A 16768-nucleotide genomic window follows, 5' to 3' on the forward strand; every position below is an offset into this window, starting at 1 on the left:
GCGGTTTATCCTCGGATCGCCCAGAAAGCCAGGTTCAAGCCCGGGAACTGACCGGCGATGTGGAACGCAAAGCCGCCGGAGTTGCTCAGTTGCTGCCAGTGGTCGCTGCCGCGGTCGAGCTCGTAGTAGGTGGAACCGGCGTGATACGGCAATTGCCGTGGCGCCACCGGCAACGGCAGCAGGCCGATGCCCGGCAGTTGCAGGTTGACCAGGTCGCGGATGTGTTCCACCGAACCGACCTTGCTCTGCTGGCCGAAACGGCCGCGCAGGGTTTCGGCGGGGACATCGGCGCGCACCACCAGGATGAAGCTGGCGCTGTCGAGCAGGGTCTTGTCGGCCAGCATCGCCACGTGGATGCCGTAGGCTTTCTCGACAATCGGAATCGGCGTCGCCTTGCTGTCGATCAGCATCGACAAGGCTTCGCGCAGCGCTTGCATCACCGGGGCGAAACTCAACGCCAGGTCATCGTGCTGGTACTGCGGGTATTCCTGCGGTCGGCGCCCGGAAGCGGTGAAGGTCGAGAACTCCCCGGCCAGGGCCACCAGTTCGCTGTAGAACCGCTCGGGGTGCAACGGGCTCAACTGGCTCAGGTGCTGGATCAGCGGCTGGGCACGGTTGACCAGTTGCAACAGCATGAAGTCGGCGATCTCCGAGGCGCCACCGGCGCCGGACGCCACCACTCGCCCGGCCAGGGCTTCGCCACGCTGGTGCAGCAAGCCCAGCAACTCACTGCGAAACGCCGCCAGGGGCTTGGAAGCGATGACATCCAACAGCGGCGGGATGTACGTGTCGTCGAGCACCAGCGCCCGGTCGGCGCGTTTTTCCTTGATGCGCACCACGCCGATGGCCGCGTAGTCGCCGATGCCATCCTCGGCGGTCAGCAAGCGCAGCGCGCGGGCCCCCAAGGCCACCGGGGCACGGTTTTCGAAGGGTGCGTTGTCGTCGCGCACTTCACTGACCTGGCTGATGTAGCGCGCGGCGCCCAGGGCCTCGCCTTCATCGACGGTGTCGCGGGCACCGGCACGCTTGAGCGGCAAGGCCAGGTACACCAGGCCATCGCGCAGGTTGTCGTCGATGTTCAGCGGGGTCGGCGCCAGGTCATCGTGGGGGATGTTGAAAGGCGTGCCGTCCGGCAACAGGCCCCGGGCCGAGATGATCGCCAGCTTGCCCTGGGCCAGCAGGCCCTGGTCGATCAGCAATTCGGAAACCCCCAGGCGCCGGCCGACAACGGTCGGCTGCGCGCGTCGATAAGGTTTTCCAGGTAACGGTCGTGCTGTTGGAAGTGCTGCGTTCCAATGAACATGCCTTCCGACCAGACCACGCGATTGTTCCAGGACATGGGGGCTCCGATTGCTTATTGGGCAGGGCTGGATGGGGGGACGACGACGCTGCTGCGCACGGCGCGCACGTCGAGGCTGATCTGGTATTCGGTGTATTGGCGCGGCGGGACATTCAAGACCGTGCGCCAGAGCGACTGATCCAGTTCGCGATAGCCCACCAGGATGCCGATGTGGCGCGTGGCCGGGTCGAGGTCACGTTGCAGGCTCAGTTGCTGATCGGGCTGGATCAGCACCTCGTCCTGGTCGATCAGGTCGGCGCCCAGCGTCGCCTGGGCCCGTTCGGCCAGGGCGAAATAATCGGCGCGGCCGAAGGTGGCGGCATTTTTCAGTTCGAAAATGCGCACCCGCACCGGGGCCGGCTGGCCGGTGGCGCCGGGGTTGAGGCCGGCAATGGCATGCAAGTGCAGCTCGACGGCGGCGGTGTCGGCTTCAGCCTCTTCGGGCTGGGACTTGGCCCCATCCTTGGCGCACGCCGTCAACAGAAGCGCGGTGGCGACTGCGAGTAAAAACCTGGGAATCATCCTGCGTCCTCAATGACGTTTGAGCTATCCGTTGTGTGCTTGTGGTTATTGTTATGGGACGACGACGCTCAACGGCGTCGCTGTCGTGTGCTGTGTTCTTCGTAGGCGCGGCTGAATTCACGGCCGAACAAGTCCTGGAAATCCTCCTGGGCCTCCCGGGAAATATTGCTGTAGAGCTCGGTGAACTGCTGCCAGTACTGGGCTTGCCGCGAGCCGCTGAAAATACCCGAAAGGCCGCCGGGCTTGCCCATGCGTTCTTCCAGTTGCGCCGGCTCGAAACGCGCCAGCAGATGCTTGATGGCGGCTTCCACCCCGGCCATCACCGCCAGTTGGTGCGCACGCAGGTCATCGAAACTGTCCCGCACCGCTGCGTCCGGCGCCATGAACGCCTGGTTGCCATGGCGCAACAGCAGCAGCATCGCTTCATCGACGTTGGGGGCGAACTTCAGCGGGTTGTTTTCCACCGGCTGGATCATCGTCTGCTGGATACGGAATTCACCCTTGAGGCTGCTGCGAGCGCGCAAGACATCGATCAACCCTTCGACCATCAACCGGTAGCTGCGACCGATGCTTTCCATCTGTGCCTCGGCCTGGGCCTTGTCCAGGCGCAACTGGTCCAGCCCGGCGCCACGCAGGAACGCTTGCAGCAGGTCGGGCTGGAGGCTATCGACCGGGGCCGCCGGCGCTTCAGCGCGGGGCACCGGTGCGTCAACGCGAGTGACCGGCGCCTCAGGCAGCGGCACGGGCTCGACGGGTACGGCCACCGGCGGAACCGGCACGGGGGTCACGGGGATCGGTATCGGCTCGATGATCGGCGGCGCCACAGGCGGCGCAACGGCGACAGGGGGCACCGCTACGGGTGCCGGCTTGTCGCTGAACAGGTCCCAGTCTTCCGGGATCACCGAGCCAGGATTGACCGCTACCGGCTCGACCACGGGCGGCGGCGCAGGCCGTGGGATCGGCGTCGGGGGACGGAAATCGTGCTGTTGGGCGGGCACATGATCGGGCTGGGTGGCCGGCGCAATACTGGAGGGCGCCAGGAAATCGAACAGGTCCGGCAAGGTGTCCATGGCCGACCCGCCCTGGAAATGCGCAGGCGACGTCATCGGCATCGACACCGGCATGGGGGCAGGCGCCGCGGCGCCCTGGCGCCCCATCAAGGCTTCGAAGCTGCTGGGTGATTCGGCAAACGGGTTGCTGTCGGTGACCGGCAGGTTGAAGTCGACGCGCGCCTGGATTTCATAATCGCCGATGCGGATCACTTCGCCATCCTGCAATGGCTCGCTGTTGCCTTTGCGCAAGCGAACGCCGGCCTTGACCAATTCCACACCATTAGTGCTGTTATCGGTCAAATAATAGCGCCCGTCCTTGTATTGAATAACGCAATGTTTGCCGGATACCAGGCGCTCCGGGTCCGGCAATACCCAATCATTATCGGAATTACGGCCAATTGCCATCACCCCCTGGTCCATGGACTTTTCAGAACACTGACCCGGGGTAATCTTGTGATAACTAGTGATAGTCAAACACAGCGGCATCTCGCCTCCTTGCTGAATACTTCTGCGCACGTCTTCGCGCGTGGGCGAGCCGGCGGAGAACTGCCCCGGCGACACGCCAAAAACCTTGCAAACCACCGCGAAACGGCTTTTTGCCAGCATGATGACTGATCTTAACCGGCCTGCATGACAAAAAACCGCTCTCGGTACCTACCTCGACCTGCCAGTCGCGTGGGTTGTTAAGCGCCTCACAACTGTAACAGAGTCGAAATAGCTTACCTTGACAAGCGATAAGTACTACACCAAAAATGCACAACTTCTTGAATATCAATGATGGCACTTTAAGATCATAGCGCATCTATCGGGCCATTACCGTCAAGAGACATGTGAAGTTCCATCCGGAACTTGCGTGAACTGCCCGACTTCATTGTGCACGGGCGATAGGGAGATCGATCCAAGTGGATGTGCCTTTGCTGCTCGCCGCCGTTTCCGCGAACTCGCCTTGCGGTGAAGACCTGGAATATGACGCGGATTTCTTGCGCCTGGAACGCGATTCCCGAGGCCAGCCCGAGCGCAGCATGGGCGACTCGATCCTGCCTGCCGAACCCCCTGAATGGCGCAGCATCCAGCAACAAAGCCTGGACCTGTTGCAACGCAGCAAAGACCTGCGCATTACCCATTTCCTGCTGCAAAGCTCCCTGGCCCTCGAAGGCCTTCCGGGGCTGGCCAGCTCGCTGACCCTGATCAGCGAATTGCTCAAGCAATACTGGGCCGACCTGCATCCGCGCCTGGATGCCGATGACGACAACGACCCCACCGTGCGCATCAATGCCCTCGCCGGCCTGACATCCGACATGACCATTCGCCTGGTGCGCGAAAGCATCCTGGCCCGCTCGCGCACCTTCGGTGCCGTCAGCCTGCGCGCCGCCGCCAACGCCAGCGGCCTGCAAAGTTTCGCCGACGAAACCCTCGGCGCCGAACAACTGGCCGGCGCCCTGCGCGACAGCGATGCCGAGCAACTGGAGATCACCCGTGCGGCCTTGTCGCAAGCCCGCAGCGCCGCCGAAGCCATCGAACAGCAGGTCAGCGACCAGGTGGGTTCGGCCCAGGGCGTGGACCTCGGCCCACTGAAGCAGCCGCTCAAGATGGCCTTGCAGATCCTCGGTCAGTTCGCCCCGCAAAGCGACGACGCCGCGCCAGTCGACGAGGACAGCGCGCCCGACGAGCTAGATGGCGCCCCTTCCAGCGGCGCGGTCACCAGCGTGCCAGGCGCACCGCGTGCCGCCAGCGGCGAAATCGCCAACCGCGACGACGTGCTGCGCAGCCTTGATCGGATTCTCGCTTACTACACCCGTCACGAGCCCTCCAGCCCCCTGCCGGTGCTGTTGAACCGGGCCAAGAATCTGGTGCACGCCGATTTTGCGGCAATCGTGCGCAACCTGATTCCCGACGGCATGAGTCAATTTGAAAACCTGCGCGGCCCAGATAGCGAATAAAAGCGAACGGATCACGCAGTCACGTCACCGGTACCACCGATGACGCCAACACCGTCGCTCAAGCGACCAGGAGCAGCAACGTGGCGAAGCAAAGTTCTCAGAAATTCATCGCGCGCAACCGCGCGCCTCGAGTGCAGATCGAGTACGACGTCGAGCTCTACGGCGCCGAGAAAAAGGTCCAGTTGCCCTTTGTCATGGGGGTAATGGCTGACCTCGCCGGCAAGCCCGCCGAGCCTCTGGCCCCGGTGGCCGATCGCAAGTTCCTCGAAATCGACGTCGACAATTTCGACTCGCGCCTCAAGGCCATGCAACCGCGCGTGGCGTTCCATGTGCCCAACGAGCTGACCGGCGAAGGCAACCTGAGCCTGGACCTGACCTTCGAAAGCATGGACGACTTCAGCCCCGCCGCCGTGGCGCGCAAGGTCGACTCGCTGAACAAGCTGCTCGAAGCGCGCACCCAACTGGCCAACCTGCTGACCTACATGGACGGCAAGACCGGCGCTGAAGAAATCATCATGAAGGCGATCAAGGACCCAGCGCTGTTGCAGGCCCTGGCGAGCGCGCCGAAGCCAGCACAGGACCAATGATCATGACTGACAATACCGCCCGCGAAGGCGTCCAGAACCTCGGCGCGACCGAAGAGACCAGCGAATTCGCCTCCCTGCTGCTGCAAGAGTTCAAGCCCAAGACCGAACGCGCTCGCGAGGCCGTCGAGACGGCCGTGCGCACCCTGGCCGAGCAGGCCCTGGCGCAGACTGACCTGGTGTCCAACGACGCCATCAAGTCGATCGAATCGATCATCGCCGCCATCGACGCCAAGCTCACCGCCCAGGTCAACCAGGTGATCCACCACCCCGACTTCCAGCAGCTGGAAAGCGCCTGGCGTGGCCTGCACTACCTGGTCAACAACACCGAGACCGATGAGCAGCTCAAGATCCGCGTGCTCAACATCTCCAAGACCGACCTGCACAAGACCCTGAAGAAGTTCAAGGGCACCGCGTGGGACCAGAGCCCGATCTTCAAGAAGATGTACGAGGAAGAATACGGCCAGTTCGGCGGCGAACCTTACGGCTGCCTGGTGGGCGACTACTACTTCGACCAGTCGCCACCGGACGTGGAACTGCTGGGCGAACTGTCGAAAGTCTGCGCGGCCATGCACGCCCCGTTCATTTCCGCCGCCTCGCCAACCGTGATGGGCATGGGCTCGTGGCAGGAACTGTCGAACCCGCGCGACCTGACCAAGATCTTCACCACGCCCGAGTACGCCGGCTGGCGTTCGCTGCGTGAATCGGAAGACTCGCGCTACATCGGCCTGACCATGCCACGCTTCCTGGCGCGCCTGCCATACGGCGCCAAGACCGACCCGGTGGAAGCCTTCGCCTTCGAAGAAAACACCGACGGCGCCGACAGCTCCAAGTACACCTGGGCCAACGCCGCCTACGCGATGGCCGTGAACATCAACCGCTCGTTCAAGCACTTCGGCTGGTGCTCGCGCATCCGTGGCGTGGAGTCTGGCGGTGAAGTGGAAAACCTGCCGGCCCACACGTTCCCGACCGACGACGGTGGCGTGGACATGAAGTGCCCGACCGAAATCGCCATTTCGGATCGCCGTGAAGCGGAGCTGGCGAAGAACGGTTTCATGCCGCTGCTGCACAAAAAGAACACCGACTTCGCGGCCTTCATCGGCGCCCAGTCGCTGCAGAAGCCAGCCGAGTACGACGACCCGGACGCCACCGCCAACGCCAACCTGGCCGCGCGCCTGCCGTACCTGTTCGCCACTTGCCGTTTCGCCCATTACCTGAAGTGCATCGTGCGCGACAAGATCGGTTCCTTCAAAGAGAAGGACGAGATGCAGCGCTGGTTGCAGGACTGGATCCTCAACTACGTCGACGGTGACCCGGCGCACTCCACCGAGACCACCAAGGCCCAGCACCCTCTGGCGGCGGCCGAAGTGATCGTCGAGGAAGTCGAAGGCAACCCGGGTTACTACAACTCCAAGTTCTACCTGCGCCCGCACTACCAGCTCGAAGGGCTGACCGTGTCGCTGCGCCTGGTATCGAAACTGCCGTCGGCCAAGGGCGCGTAAGCAACAGTATTTGTCGGCAGGCCTGTTCCTTGTGGGAGCGGGCTTGCTCGCGAAGGCGTCGGATCAGTCGACATCGGCGTTGGCTGCCCCACCGCATTCGCGAGCAAGCCCGCTCCCACAGGTACGGTGTTTCGGCTGACATCCAAAGAAGTTTCGCAAGGTCAGCGTCAACCAAACAATGTGGTTAGAAACCACACAGGGAGAAAACATGGCTGTTGATATTTTCATCAAGATCGGCGACATCAAGGGCGAGTCCATGGACAAGGCCCACAAGGACGAAATCGACGTCCTGAACTGGAGCTGGGGCATGTCCCAGTCCGGCAACATGCACACCGGCAGCGGTGGTGGTGCGGGCAAGGTGAACATCCAGGACCTGTCGTTGACCAAGTTCGTCGACAAGGCCTCGCCGAACCTGATGATGCACTGCGCCAGCGGCAAGCACATCGACAAGGTCAAGCTGACCGTGCGCAAGGCCGGCGGTGAAAGCCAGGTCGAGTACATGATCATCAACCTGGAAGAAGTGTTGATCACCTCCCTGAGCACCGGCGGCTCGGGCAGCGATGATCGCCTGACCGAAAACGTCACCCTGAACTTCGCCAAAGTGCTGGTGGACTACCAGCCGCAGAAAGCCGACGGCACCAAGGAAGGCGGTCCGGTCAAGTTCGGCTGGAACGTGCGTCAGAACGTCAAGGTGTAATCGAACACGCCCCCGGTGCCCTGCGCCGGGGGTGTTTGGTGCTTGCTCGAATCCAATCCTTTTGCGCGCGGTATCTGAGTCATGGCCAAGCCTTCGTTTATCAATTTGTGGAACAGCTATCCAACGGTCAAGAACCCATGCGATCAGCCCTGGGGCAACCAGTGCGCTATCCGCATGAGCGTCGCGTTGAATGGCGAGTTGACTATCAAGGTCAACAAGTCGACTTACACCGAACCCAAATGCAATCATGAGCATGCCCGTGGCGCCGAGTCGCTGGCGAACTGGCTCTGGCGGCATCATTTAGGACGTCCGACCATTCTGAGTGGGAGTGCAGCTGATCGGCTGACGCTCAGCCAGAAGACCGGAATCGTTTTTTTCAAAGACTGCTTTGCCCGTGCGGGCGAGGCCGAAAGCGGGCGCACAGGCGATCATATTGATCTGTGGAATCGTGGCCGGACCAAAGGCTTCTTTGATGGCGACTTTATGTCCAAACAGGTCTGGTTCTGGGAGTTGACATGATAGGGCCGACGCTGCGAGCGACACTGTTGTGCGGTTTGCTAATCAGCTTGAACGCTTGCGCCGAAGCCGACCCTGACCGTCTCGATGCACCCGCTCGCACCCAAGGTACATTCGCTGGCCAGGCGCTCAAGCTGGTAGACCTGAACGGCCAATGCGCAGTGTTGAAACCGGACCAGACGCACTTGGTGTTGGGCATGGAGTGGCCGTGCTACTTCAACCTGAACCAGAACGGCGAATTGCGCGTCGAGACGTTCAACGGTGTCCCGATTTTTCTGGTAGAGCGCAGCGTTCCCGAGCCGCCACCGAGCCGCGACTGTGATGCCAAATCCCAGGCTGTGCGCAAAATCAACGGTGCGTTGGAAGCTTCGTCGGTCAACCCCAGCGCCATGTGCGGACTCGGTCAGCAAGACCAGAAAATGTTCACGGCGTTATTCAGGTGGTAACCGAAATCGCCGCCCGCGATCGCCTGCAACCGTCCCTGCTGGACCGGTTGACTGACGACGATCCGACCAATCCCAAGGAAAGCGCCGACAAACGCGTGCTCTCGCTCACTCAGCTCAAGGCCTCGGTGCTGCGTGACCTGGCGTGGCTGCTCAACACCACCTCCCTGCTCGACGCCGATGCCACGCTGCACACGGCGGCCGGCACCTCGGTGGTGAACTTCGGGCTGCCGGCACTGGCCGGCAACAGCGCCTCGAACGTCGATGTCTCGGCCCTGGAAACCCTGATTCACCAGGCCATCGCCACGTTCGAGCCGCGGATCCTGCGCCACACCCTGCGCGTGCGTGCTCGGGCCACCGCCGAGATGAACCACAACGCCCTGAGCTTCGAGATCGAAGGCGACCTCTGGGCTCAGCCGGTGCCCCTGCGCCTGATGTTGCAAACCGACCTGGACCTGGAGACCGGCCACGTGCGGGTGGTCAATGCCGACCAGCGGAGACGTTCATGAACCCGCGTTTGCTGGAACTGTACAACCAGGAACTTCACCACGTGCGCGAAAGCGCGGCGGAGTTCGCCAAGGAATACCCCAAGATCGCCAGCCGGCTGACGTTGTCCGGCATGGACTGCGCCGACCCATACGTGGAGCGCCTGCTCGAAGGCTTCGCCTACCTGACGGCGCGGGTGCAGCTCAAGCTCGACGCCGAGTACCCGACCTTCACCCACAACCTGCTGGAAATCGCCTACCCCCATTACCTGGCGCCCACGCCGTCGATGACCGTGGTGCAGTTGCAGGCCGACCCGGACGAGGGCTCGCTGAGCAGCGGCTTCCCGCTGCCCCGCGACAGCGTCCTGCGCGCCGCCCTGGGCCGTGAAACCCAGACCTGCTGCGAGTACCGCACCGCCCACGCGGTGACGTTGTGGCCGTTGCAGGTCAGCCACGCCGAATACTTCGGCAACCCGTCCACGGTGCTCGGGCGCCTGGCCGCCAGCGAGCCGAAGGCCAAGGCCGGCCTGCGCCTGACCCTGCGCACCGGGGCCGAACTGCCGTTCAACAGCCTGGCCCTGGACAACCTGCCGCTGTACCTGAGCGGTGCCGACGAGCAACCGTTCCGCCTCTATGAACAACTGCTGGGCAACGCCTGCGCGGTGTTCGCGCGCAAGCCCGGCGGCGACTGGGTCGAGCGCCTGCCTCAGGACGCGCTGCGTTCGCGCGGCTTCGACGATGCCGACGCGGCGCTGCCCGTGGTGTCGCGGGCCTTCCAGGGCTATCGCCTGTTGCAGGAATATTTCGCGCTGCCCCAGCGTTTTCTGTTCGTCGACTTCACCCAGCTGGGCCGGGCGGTCAAGCGTTGCGACGGCCAGGAGCTGGAGCTGATCGTGCTGTTCGACCGCCACGACCCGAGCCTGGAAGGCAGCGTCGGGGCCGCGCAGTTCCTGCCGTTCTGCACCCCGGCCGTCAACCTGTTTCCCAAGCGCCTGGATCGCATTCACTTGTCGGAGCGGGTCAACGAACACCACGTGATCGCCGACCGTACCCGGCCGATGGATTTCGAAGTGCATTCGCTGACCGGCCTCACCGGCCACGGCACCGGGCCGGAACAGCCATTCCTGCCGTTCTACGCCGTGCGCGATCCGTCGCGCTATGGGCGCGACAAGGCGTACTACACGGTGCGTCGTGAACCGCGGGTGCTCTCCAGCGACCAGCGCCGCAACGGCCCGCGCTCGACCTACATCGGCAGCGAAACGTTCGTCAGCCTGGTGGACAGCCAGCAGGCGCCTTATCGCCATGACCTGCGCCAACTGGGCGTGACGGCGCTGTGCACCAACCGCGACCTGCCGCTGTTCATGAGCGTGGGCAGCGGCAAGACCGACTTCACCCTGGCCGACAGTGCCCCGGTCGGCGCCGTGCGCTGCGTGGCCGGGCCCAGTCGTCCACGGGCCAGCCATGCCCACGACGCCAAGGCCTGGCGGCTGATCAGCCAGTTGTCGCTGAACTACCTGTCCCTCAGTGAACAAGGCCAGGGCGCCGCCGCACTGCGCGAGCTGCTGCGCCTGTACGGCGACAGCAACGATGCGGCGCTGCAATTGCAGATCGAAGGCCTGCGGGAAGTCAGCAGCAAAGCCTGCACCCGACGCCTGCCGATGCCCGGCCCGATCGTCTTCGGTCGCGGCCTGGAGATCACCCTGGAGTTCGATGAAAACGCGTTTCGCGGCACCGGCGTATTCCTGCTCGGCGCGGTGTTCGAGCGCTTCCTGGCACGCTACGTGTCGATCAACAGTTTTACCGAAACGGTGATTCGTACCACCGAACGCGGCGAGATCATGCGATGGAAAGCCAAGCCCGGACGTCGTCCGACCCTGTGAGTACCCTGGAAGCGATGCACCAGGAGCCCTGGGAATACGACTTCTTCCAGGCCTTGCGGCGCATCGAGTGTGAATCCCCCGAGCTGCCGCGCCTGGGCCATTCGCTACGCCTGGCCGATGACCCGCTGCGCCTGGGCCAACAAGCCGACTGCACCTTCGCGCCGGCGACATTGGCCTCGGTCCAGCCGGGCAGCGACGGCGCGCCCGCGCGGCTGGAGCAATTCTTCTTCGGCCTCGGCGGCCCCAACGGGCCGATGCCGCTGCACATCACCGAATACGTGCGCGAACGCCAGCGCAACAACGCCGACAGCACCAGCAAGCGCTTTCTCGACGTGTTCCACCATCGCTTGCTCAGCCTGTTCTACCGGGCCTGGGCCGAAGCGCGGCCGACGGTCAGCCACGACCGCCCGGACGACGACTACTGGTCGGCGCGCCTGGCGTCCTTGAGCGGACGCGGCATGCCCAGCCTGCTCAAGCAGGGGCTGATTCCCGACACGGCGAAGCTGCACTACAGCGGCCACCTGGCGGCGCAAACCCGCTACCCCGACGGTTTGAAGGCGATCCTGGGCGAGTATTTCGGCCTGCCGGTGGAAATCGAAGAGTACGTCGGCCAATGGCTGGAGCTGCCGGAACGCAGCCGCGTCGGCGTCAGCGCCCATCAACTGGGCGTGGACTTCTGCCTGGGTCGCTACGTCTGGGATCGCCAGCACAAGTTCCGCATTCGCCTGGGGCCGCTCAAGCTGGTGGACTACATGGGCATGCTGCCCGGCAGCCAGCCGTTCAATGAACTGGTGGCCTGGGTCGCCGAATACCTGGGCCATGAACTGGACTGGGACCTGAACCTGGTCCTGGAGCAGCCCGAGGTCCCGGCGCTACAACTCAACGGCCGTTTCCGCCTGGGGTTCAACACCTGGCTGGGCCAGCCCGAAAAAGATGCCAACGATCTAATACTGGCCCGGCATTACGCCGAACAGGCCAACACCTCACAGACCTCAAGGAGCCATGAGCATGGGTGAAATCAGTCGCGCCGCGTTGTTCGGCAAACTCAACAGCGTGGCCTACAAAGCCATCGAAGCCGCCACCGTGTTCTGCAAGTTGCGCGGTAACCCTTATGTGGAACTGGCCCACTGGTTTCACCAGTTGCTGCAATTGCAGGACTCGGACCTGCACCGCATCATCCGCCAGTTCAACGTCGAGCCGGCGCGCCTGGCCCGCGACCTGACCGACGCCCTGGACCGCCTGCCACGCGGCTCGACCTCGATCACCGACCTGTCGTCCCACGTCGAGGAAGCCGTGGAACGCGGCTGGGTGTATGGCAGCCTGATGTTCGGTGAAAGCCAGGTGCGCACCGGCTACCTGGTGCTCGGCATCCTCAAGACGCCAAGCCTGCGCCACGCGCTGCTGGGGTTGTCGTCGGAGTTCGACAAGGTCAAGGCCGAAGCCCTGAGCGAACGCTTTGACGAATACGTCGGCGACTCCCCGGAAAACGCCCTGACCGCCAGCGACGGCTTCAACGCCGGCAGCGTGCCCGGCGAAGCCAGCGGCGCCATGGCCCCCAGTGCGATGGGCAAGCAGGAAGCGCTCAAGCGCTTTACCGTCGACCTCACCGAGCAGGCCCGCAGCGGCAAGCTCGACCCGATCGTCGGCCGCGACGAAGAGATCCGCCAACTGGTGGACATCCTCATGCGCCGCCGCCAGAACAACCCGATCCTCACCGGTGAAGCCGGCGTGGGCAAGACCGCCGTGGTCGAAGGCTTTGCCCTGCGCATCGTCGCCGGCGACGTGCCGCCGTCGCTCAAGGACGTGGAACTGCGCAGCCTCGACGTCGGCCTGTTGCAGGCCGGCGCGAGCATGAAAGGCGAGTTCGAACAGCGCCTGCGCCAGGTCATCGAAGACGTCCAGGCCTCGCCCAAGCCGATCATCCTGTTCATCGACGAAGCCCACACCCTGGTAGGCGCCGGTGGCGCCGCCGGCACCGGTGACGCGGCCAACCTGCTCAAGCCGGCCCTGGCCCGCGGTACCCTGCGCACCGTGGCGGCCACGACCTGGGCCGAGTACAAGAAGCACATCGAGAAAGACCCGGCCCTGACCCGTCGTTTCCAAGTGGTGCAAGTGGCCGAGCCGTCGGAAGACAAGGCCCTGCTGATGATGCGCGGCGTGGCCTCGACCATGGAACAGCACCACCAGGTGCAGATCCTCGACGAAGCCCTGGAAGCCTCGGTCAAGCTGTCCCACCGCTACATCCCCGCTCGCCAGTTGCCGGACAAGTCCGTGAGCCTGCTGGACACCGCCTGCGCCCGCGTCGCCATCAGCCTGCACGCGGTGCCGGCCGAAGTGGATGACAGCCGTCGGCGCATCGAGGCACTGGAAACCGAGCTGCAGATCATCGCCCGCGAGCACGCGATCGGCGTCGTCATCGGCAACCGCCAGACCCACAGTGAAAGCCTGCTGAGCGCCGAGCGCGAACGCCTGGCCGAACTGGAAAGCCGCTGGGCCGAAGAGAAGAACCTGGTGGACGAACTGCTCGCCACCCGCGCCACCCTGCGCGAGCGCGTCGGCGTGGTGGACAGCGACGACGCCAGCGAAGCTAGCGACAACGAAAGCCACGACCTGCGGGCAAAACTGGTGGACCTGCAACAACGCCTCAGCGCCCTGCAAGGCGAAAACCCGCTGATCCTGCCAACCGTGGACTACCAGGCCGTGGCCTCGGTGGTCGCCGACTGGACCGGTATCCCGGTGGGCCGCATGGCCCGCAACGAACTGGAAACCGTGCTCAACCTCGACCAGCACCTGAAAAAACGCATCATCGGCCAGGACCACGCCTTGCAGATGATCGCCAAGCGCATCCAGACTTCCCGCGCTGGCCTGGACAACCCGAGCAAGCCCATTGGCGTGTTCATGCTCGCCGGCACCTCTGGCGTGGGCAAGACCGAAACCGCCCTGGCCCTGGCCGAAGCCATGTACGGCGGCGAACAGAACGTCATCACCATCAACATGAGCGAGTTCCAGGAAGCCCACACCGTGTCCACCCTCAAGGGCGCGCCACCGGGCTACATCGGCTACGGCGAAGGCGGCGTGCTGACCGAAGCCGTGCGGCGCAAACCGTACAGCGTGGTGCTGCTGGACGAGGTGGAAAAAGCCCACCCGGACGTTCACGAGATCTTCTTCCAGGTGTTCGACAAAGGCGTCATGGAGGACGGCGAAGGCCGGGTGATCGACTTCAAGAACACCCTGATCCTGCTGACCACCAACGCCGGCACCGAGCTGATTGCCGACGTCTGCAAAGACCCGCAAAACGTGCCCGAGCCGGAAGAAATCGCCAAGGCCCTGCGCCAGCCGCTGCTGGAGATTTTCCCGCCGGCCCTGCTCGGCCGCCTGGTGACGATCCCGTACTATCCGCTCAGCGACGAAATGCTCAAGGCCATCACCCGCCTGCAACTCAACCGCATCAAGAAGCGCGTGGAAAGTACCCACAAAGTCGCGTTCGACTACGACGACGCGGTGATCGACCTGATCGTCTCGCGCTGCACCGAAACCGAAAGCGGCGGCCGTATGATCGACACCATCCTGACCAACAGCCTGCTGCCGGACATGAGCCGCGAGTTCCTGACCCGCATGCTCGAAGGCAAGGCCATGGCCGGCGTGCGGATCAGCGCGGTGGACAACGAATTGCAGTACGATTTCAGCGACGCGGCCTGATTGAAAGGTACACCGGCCCCTGTGGGAGCGAGCTTGCTCGCGATAGCGTAGTTACAGCCAGCATTACGGTTGACTGACACACCGCCATCGCGAGCAAGCTCGCTCCCACAGTTGATCCGGTCTATTCAGGGAAACAGCGGCGCAGCCCATACAACGACGAGATAACCGATGTTATTCAACCAAGCCTCACGCCTGGCCAAAATCACCAGCCCCCTGGGGCCCGAGGTGCTGCTGCTCAAGGACATGGGTGGCGGCGAAGAGCTGGGGCGGCTGTTCAACTATGAGTTGCAGCTGCACTCGCTGGACAACGCCATCGACCTCAACCAGTTGCTCGGCAAGCCCATGTGCGTGAGCCTGCAACTGGACGGCGGCGGCGAACGGTATTTCCACGGCATCGTTGCCCGCTGCAGCCAGAACGTCGACCAGGGCCAGTTCTCCAGCTACCAGGCCACGCTCAGGCCTTGGCTGTGGCTGCTGACGCGCACCTCCGACTGCCGGATTTTCCAGAACCTGACCATCCCGCAGATCATCAAGCAGGTGTTCCGCGACCTCGGGTTTTCCGATTTCGAAGACAGCCTGAGCGCCACCTACCGCGAGTGGGAATACTGCGTGCAGTATCGCGAGACCAGCTTCGACTTCGTCAGCCGGCTGATGGAGCAGGAAGGGATCTATTACTTCTTCCGCCACGAACAAGGCCGCCACGTGCTGGTGCTGGCCGATGCCTACGGCGCGCACACCAGCGCGCCCGGCTACGCGTCGGTGCCCTACTACCCGAAGAACGAGCAGCAACGCGAACGCGACCACATTCACGACTGGCACCTGGCCCAGGAAGTCCAGCCGGGTTCGCTGGAGCTCAACGACTACGACTTCCAGCGTCCCAGCGCACGGATCGACGTGCGTTCGGCGATGCCACGCCCGCATGCCGCCGGTGACTATCCGCTGTACGACTACCCCGGCACCTACGTGCAGAGCGCCGATGGCGAACACTACGCCCGCACCCGCATCGAAGCCTTGCAGACCCAGCACGAGCAGGTCGAGCTGGCCGGCAACGCCCGCGGCTTGGGCTCGGGCAACCTGTTCAGCCTCACCGGCTTCACCCGCCAGGACCAGAACCGCGAGTACCTGATCGTCGGTGCCCGCTACTACATTTCCCAGGAAAGCGGCGAAACCAACGGTGGCGCGCCTTCGGCCCAGTTCGAAAGCAGCCTGACCTGCATCGACGCCCAGCAAAGCTATCGACCGCTGCCCATCACCCATCGCCCCATCGTCAAAGGCCCGCAGACCGCGTTGGTGGTGGGCCCCAAGGACGAGGAAATCTGGACCGACCAGTTCGGCCGGGTGAAGGTGCATTTCTATTGGGACCGTCACGACCAGTCCAACGAAAACAGCTCCTGCTGGATTCGCGTGTCACAGGCCTGGGCCGGGAAAAACTGGGGCTCGATGCAAATCCCGCGCATCGGCCAGGAAGTGATCGTCAGCTTCCTCGAAGGCGATCCGGACCGGCCGATCATCACCGGTCGTGTCTACAACGCTGAACAGACCGTGCCCTACGACTTGCCCGCCAATGCGACCCAGAGCGGCATGAAAAGCCGTTCGAGCAAGGGCGGCACGCCGGCGAACTTCAACGAAATCCGCATGGAAGACAAGAAAGGCGCCGAGCAGTTGTACATCCATGCCGAGCGCAACCAGGACATCGTGGTGGAAGTGGACGAAAGCCATTCGGTGGGCCACGACCGCAACAAGAGCATCGGCCATGACGAGACGGTGACCATCGGCAACAACCGCCTGCGCATCGTCAAGCAGGAAGACATCCTCTCGGTGGGCCTGCGCAAGACCGACAGCATCAGCCAGAGCTACGTCATCGAGGTGGGCGAGAACCTGCGCCTGGTGTGCGGCGAAAGCATCCTGGAGCTCAATGCCAGCGGCCAGATCAACCTGACCGGCGTGCAGATCAGCTTCTACGCCAGCGGCGATGCCGAGTTCAACACCGGCGGCGTGCTGCACCTGAACAACGGCGGCGGCCCCGGTGCCACGCCGGACGGCCAGGGCGTCAAGGGCAGCATCGACGCGAACATCAAAGCCGCGTTCCCCCAGGGTTAATCCAGAGAT

Annotated in this window: 13 protein-coding genes and 1 pseudogene; 11 read left to right on the plus strand and 3 right to left on the minus strand. The window is 63.7% G+C overall.

The features are described 5' to 3' along the window. Positions 1-5: 5 nt before the first annotated feature. The 3 genes and pseudogenes from tssK to tagH form a co-directional block, all read right to left on the minus strand. A pseudogene (gene tssK / locus KI241_RS26825) lies at positions 6-1339 on the minus strand (type VI secretion system baseplate subunit TssK). A 15-nt stretch (positions 1340-1354) separates the two neighbouring features. Continuing rightward, on the minus strand, positions 1355-1861 hold the full coding sequence (gene tssJ, locus KI241_RS26830) for a type VI secretion system lipoprotein TssJ (protein ID WP_042731474.1): 507 nt from the start codon (positions 1859-1861) through the stop codon (positions 1355-1357). 68 nt (positions 1862-1929) lie between these two features. Next, positions 1930-3399 carry a type VI secretion system-associated FHA domain protein TagH gene (tagH, locus tag KI241_RS26835; RefSeq protein ID WP_042731473.1) on the minus strand — a complete coding sequence of 490 codons (1470 nt, stop codon included), beginning with the start codon at positions 3397-3399 and terminating at the stop codon, positions 1930-1932. Between the two features lie 416 nt (positions 3400-3815). On the opposite strand from tagH, the gene tssA reads away from it, so the two are divergent. From tssA to KI241_RS26890, 11 genes are all read left to right on the plus strand, one after another. Beyond that, a complete protein-coding gene (gene tssA / locus KI241_RS26840) occupies positions 3816-4853 on the plus strand; it encodes a type VI secretion system protein TssA (RefSeq protein ID WP_042731472.1) in 1038 nt (345 codons plus the stop codon). A gap of 80 nt (positions 4854-4933) precedes the next feature. After that, entirely contained in the window at positions 4934-5440 is a 507-nt protein-coding gene (gene tssB, locus KI241_RS26845; protein ID WP_003177230.1) for a type VI secretion system contractile sheath small subunit, read from the plus strand. Positions 5441-5442: 2 nt separating this feature from the next. Continuing rightward, complete coding sequence (gene tssC / locus KI241_RS26850; protein ID WP_047735743.1) at positions 5443-6939, plus strand: type VI secretion system contractile sheath large subunit; 1497 nt, start codon at positions 5443-5445, stop codon at positions 6937-6939. A 208-nt stretch (positions 6940-7147) separates the two neighbouring features. After that, on the plus strand, positions 7148-7636 hold the full coding sequence (locus KI241_RS26855; protein WP_042732852.1) for a type VI secretion system tube protein Hcp: 489 nt from the start codon (positions 7148-7150) through the stop codon (positions 7634-7636). A gap of 81 nt (positions 7637-7717) precedes the next feature. Continuing rightward, positions 7718-8155 (plus strand): type VI secretion system amidase effector protein Tae4, encoded by a 438-nt coding sequence (locus tag KI241_RS26860; protein WP_042732851.1) that lies wholly within the window; start codon positions 7718-7720, stop codon positions 8153-8155. After that, positions 8152-8598, plus strand: coding sequence for a hypothetical protein (locus KI241_RS26865; RefSeq protein WP_042732850.1), 447 nt, complete (start codon positions 8152-8154; stop codon positions 8596-8598). Before KI241_RS26860 ends, KI241_RS26865 begins: the two co-directional genes overlap by 4 nt. After that, positions 8592-9104 (plus strand): type VI secretion system baseplate subunit TssE, encoded by a 513-nt coding sequence (tssE, locus tag KI241_RS26870; protein ID WP_042732849.1) that lies wholly within the window; start codon positions 8592-8594, stop codon positions 9102-9104. Before KI241_RS26865 ends, tssE begins: the two co-directional genes overlap by 7 nt. After that, positions 9101-10960, plus strand: a complete 1860-nt coding sequence (gene tssF / locus KI241_RS26875; RefSeq protein WP_212803152.1) for a type VI secretion system baseplate subunit TssF — start codon at positions 9101-9103, stop codon at positions 10958-10960. Before tssE ends, tssF begins: the two co-directional genes overlap by 4 nt. Further along, positions 10924-11976: a type VI secretion system baseplate subunit TssG gene (tssG, locus tag KI241_RS26880; RefSeq protein ID WP_042731850.1), complete on the plus strand. Its 1053-nt coding sequence runs from the start codon at positions 10924-10926 to the stop codon at positions 11974-11976. Before tssF ends, tssG begins: the two co-directional genes overlap by 37 nt. Next, entirely contained in the window at positions 11969-14659 is a 2691-nt protein-coding gene (tssH, locus tag KI241_RS26885) for a type VI secretion system ATPase TssH (protein WP_042731851.1), read from the plus strand. Before tssG ends, tssH begins: the two co-directional genes overlap by 8 nt. 168 nt (positions 14660-14827) lie before the next feature. Further along, positions 14828-16759 (plus strand): type VI secretion system tip protein VgrG, encoded by a 1932-nt coding sequence (locus KI241_RS26890; RefSeq protein WP_047735740.1) that lies wholly within the window; start codon positions 14828-14830, stop codon positions 16757-16759. The last annotated feature ends 9 nt before the right edge of the window (positions 16760-16768 follow it).

This window comes from Pseudomonas sp. Cab53 (assembly GCF_018325965.1).
Lineage (GTDB): Bacteria > Pseudomonadota > Gammaproteobacteria > Pseudomonadales > Pseudomonadaceae > Aquipseudomonas > Aquipseudomonas chlororaphis_E.

Excerpts from the sequence above, each read along its gene's own strand:
- tssJ (WP_042731474.1), bottom strand. The coding sequence starts at position 1,861 with ATGATTCCCAGGTTTTTACTCGCAGTCGCCACCGCGCTTCTGTTGACG.
- KI241_RS26855 (WP_042732852.1), top strand. The coding sequence starts at position 7,148 with ATGGCTGTTGATATTTTCATCAAGATCGGCGACATCAAGGGCGAGTCC.
- tssF (WP_212803152.1), top strand. The coding sequence starts at position 9,101 with ATGAACCCGCGTTTGCTGGAACTGTACAACCAGGAACTTCACCACGTG.
- KI241_RS26865 (WP_042732850.1), top strand. The coding sequence starts at position 8,152 with ATGATAGGGCCGACGCTGCGAGCGACACTGTTGTGCGGTTTGCTAATC.
- tagH (WP_042731473.1), bottom strand. The coding sequence starts at position 3,399 with ATGCCGCTGTGTTTGACTATCACTAGTTATCACAAGATTACCCCGGGT.
- tssH (WP_042731851.1), top strand. The coding sequence starts at position 11,969 with ATGGGTGAAATCAGTCGCGCCGCGTTGTTCGGCAAACTCAACAGCGTG.
- tssC (WP_047735743.1), top strand. The coding sequence starts at position 5,443 with ATGACTGACAATACCGCCCGCGAAGGCGTCCAGAACCTCGGCGCGACC.
- KI241_RS26890 (WP_047735740.1), top strand. The coding sequence starts at position 14,828 with ATGTTATTCAACCAAGCCTCACGCCTGGCCAAAATCACCAGCCCCCTG.
- KI241_RS26860 (WP_042732851.1), top strand. The coding sequence starts at position 7,718 with ATGGCCAAGCCTTCGTTTATCAATTTGTGGAACAGCTATCCAACGGTC.
- tssG (WP_042731850.1), top strand. The coding sequence starts at position 10,924 with ATGGAAAGCCAAGCCCGGACGTCGTCCGACCCTGTGAGTACCCTGGAA.